Raw genomic sequence first — 3645 nt, 5'->3', positions numbered from 1 at the left:
CTACCTATGAATTTGTTAGAATAATCTTGTATTTTATTAATATTATCACTTTCTTCCTCATTTTCTCTATTTTTTCTATCATTATTAACATCTTCATTGCTTATCCCCCTATACATCACTTCTAAATTATGTTGTCCTATGGCTTCTAAATTTTCCATTAATCTTCTTGCTTTTTGTCTATCTTCTATAAACTTACCCTTTTCATCTTGAGTAGTGCTATAAATACCATTTGCATATTCATATAAAATTTGTATAGCATCATTATAAGCTAAGATAGGGTGTTGTTTTATCACTGGGTGTTGTGTTTTATACTCTTCTTTTCTTTGAAAATGCTCTAGCTTATATATATTACATTTTCTAAGTTCTATATTGTTTTTTTCAAAAAATTCCATATCGTTTAAGATGTATTTGCCCTCATTGATTTTATCTTCCTTAGAAGCACTTCTTTTCTCATCTAAAATAATATAAGATAAAAGTCTTTTTAAGGCAAATTCCCTAGCTTTGCTTGAAGTCGTAGCACAAGCAATACTAGGATAATAATTAAGCCCACCTGTGCATAATAAAGAACCAAAAATAAACTCAGATAAATCAAAACTCATAAATCTAGAATTTATCAATAAAGGATAGGTTAAGTATTCTTCTTTTTTTACGGCTAAAGGAAAATCATAATTGTAAGTAAATTTTTCATACATTAGTTTTTCATATAAAATTTTTAACCTTTCATAATTTGTAGGCAAAAGTGTATCGATAAAAGATCCTGCTAAATTTTTTAACACATCTACACTTAAATTTTTACTTACTTTAATAGAAAAATCGATAGCTAATTGTTTTTTTACTTTTGATATCAAATGAATTTGCTTAGCTTTATCCAATCTTGAAAAACTCTTTGACTTTTTCAACTCGCTTGCATATTCTAATTGATTAAAATAATAATAATTTGTTCCTATTTGATATAAAAAAAGCTTATTGAGTGGCTTTTTACTTTTTGGATTAATTTTTATAAAATGTCCTTTAGGATTAAGTGCATAAAATATCCCTAGTTCTTTAAAAAAATGTGCTTTAAAACTAGAAAATAATTTATTACCATAATGCTTTTTATCAAAGCTTGAATTTATAAAAAATAAAATCATTTTTTTAAAAAAATCAGGCTGACTCATAAAAAATTCTGCAAAAGGAAAAAGTTGCTTAATGATATTAAAAAAAGTGATATCTATGGATAATTTTGCAAGTTCATTATCAAGCATAATTTCTTGAATGCTTTTATCTAAATCTTTTTTCAGAAGAAGAGTTTTATCTGTTTGTGTATTTTCTTTAAATTCAATTTCCTCATCAAAGCTTTCATTTAAGGTTTTTAAAAAATTCACATAAGTTTGATCTTCTTCTTCAAAATCATTTTCAAACATAGCTTTGGCTAATTCATCTAAATAGATAACTTCATCTTCTTTTTTGTTTTTATTTAATTCTTTAGATAAAAAGATGTAAATTTTTTTATCATTATCATAAAAATAAATATCATCAGGGATAAATAAGATATACTCATTAAAATAATTTGGTATTTTAATCTTTTGGTAATTAAGTGAAATTTCTTTATCACCATAATCTAAATTTGGAATTACAATATTTTTAACACCAAGAGAATATTCTTGTGTAGAAGTTAAGTCTTTTTGTAAAACATACAAAGTCAAAGTCAATAAAACAACCGTTAAAGGTGAGTATTTCTTAAAATCTACATTTTCATATGTTTTGGATACTGATGGATCTAACTCAAGAAAAAATTGCATTTGATCATAATAAGAATTGATATTATCTAAATAATTATTAAAAAGCCCAATATATTCTTTTACTTTTACTTTTTCTTTTTCGCTAATTTCTTCCAGTTCTTTGGGTAATTTAAAAAAGCTATCAATATAAGCAAAATCTTGTTCAACTGATTGTTTTACACTCTCTAATAAATCAAACAATAACCGAGAATATGGTTGATTATAAAAATTAAAATACCTTTTATATTTTTGATAAATCTGTCCATCAAGTTTCACAAAAGGACAAAGCTGCAATACAAAATCATCTTCCTTTTTAACATCTCTTTCTATAAAATAAGAACCATAATCTCTTTTACTAGGAAATTGCTCTTTTAATCCAAGTTTTTCATTTTTTGTAAGAGCTTTAGGACGATTTTTTATTATTGCTCCTAATTTTTTTTGATACAAATCTTCACAAAGTGCTGCATTGTTAAGCTGTGGTGGATTGGTAATAAACAAATAATTTTTACCCATTTTGGTTGTATTGATTTGATCAGTATTTTTTTTATCTAGTATCATTTCTACTAGTATGGAAGAATTTAAATCAGGATATTCTGCATAAAAGAAATGATTAAGTTCAGAGATATTTGAATTGATTGCTTTTTTTAATGTTGTATCAAAATTTTTTAAACTAGAATTAATCAAAAGCGTATTATCTAACTTTTCATTTTCAATTTTTGGATTATTTTCTAAAAAATGATCAAAAATACCTTGAAATTCTTCATCTAAAATAACTTTATAAAAACTATTTTTATAAAGACTAATAGAAGGTGTATTAGAATAAGATGAAAAATCTAATAATACTTTATCATCTATAATCAATACATCAGATAAAATTTCTTCATTGCACAAAGCGATAATAGGATAAAGCTTACTAGTAATAAGCTCTAAAAGTGGATAAGCAAAATCATAATAATATTTTTGTTCCTTATACTCTTGATAGTCAGAAGAAGAATTATAAACTTCAAATAATGTATTTACAACAAAAACATAAGGATTTTTTTTAACTAAAGAGATAGGTTTTTTAAGATTGGTTACAGAATCTAATATATTGATAAAAAATTTTGCTATAGCTCTAATAATTTGCTTATATTCATCATCATTAGATTGAGTGATATTTTTTAAAAATGTATTAAAAAGTGTATCTAGGGTAAGTTGTATCTTTGGTTTAATCTCTTGCTCAAAATAATCAGATTCTTTGATATTTTTTAATAATGTATTTAATTCTTTTTGAACTCCTTTTAAAAAATTTTCAATATTTTCTTCATTACTCTCATCAATAATTTTATTGAGCGTTTTATTTTTGTTTTGATTGATTACATCATTTAAAAAATTTAAATTATTAAAGATAATTTTTTTAATACTAGATAAATTTTTATCAGAACTAAATTTTTGTTCTTTTGTGATTTCATCTTTATTAGCTTGATTTAAATGTATGATTTTAAAAGTTTTTTTCTTGTTAATTTTAAATTTATATTCAATAGTATGTAGTGTCTTATACAAAGAATTCTTAGCTTCTTTATATCCATCAAAATCACCACATATAAAAATAATTTTATTAGCATTTTCGGTAAGATTTTTTAACTCAATTTCCAAATTATGATTTGATGTAATTAAGGTGAAATCTTTTATTTTCATATTTTAATCCCATTCACTACTACAAATTTACAAACATAAAGCTCTTGTTTTCTATCTTCATCTTCTAAGATCTCATCTAGTCCATTTGCGATTTGAAATTTTAAATTTTGCATTTTAGCAGGAGCTAAAAAACTAAAATGATATTCGTTTAATTCTTTATTATCTTCTAGGGAATTTTTGATGATTTTATCATACTCATGTAGCTGTG

The 3645-nt window shown here is 23.7% G+C and carries 1 protein-coding gene and 1 pseudogene; both read right to left on the bottom strand.

Annotated features, from left to right (window positions below; all coding sequences use genetic code 11):
* A partial coding sequence (locus CAMP5082_RS08110; RefSeq protein ID WP_337206418.1) for a hypothetical protein occupies positions 1 to 3437 on the bottom strand: 3437 nt, incomplete at its 3' end.
* Positions 3434 to 3645 (bottom strand): annotated as a pseudogene (locus CAMP5082_RS08105) (hypothetical protein); the annotation flags it as partial. The gene CAMP5082_RS08110 and the pseudogene CAMP5082_RS08105, both read right to left, overlap by 4 nt.

It is taken from the genome of Campylobacter sp. LMG 17559 (assembly GCF_024723605.1).
Lineage (GTDB): Bacteria > Campylobacterota > Campylobacteria > Campylobacterales > Campylobacteraceae > Campylobacter_D.
The sequence above is the reverse complement of the archived record's forward strand: the minus strand, read 5'-3'. Positions and strand labels throughout refer to the sequence as shown.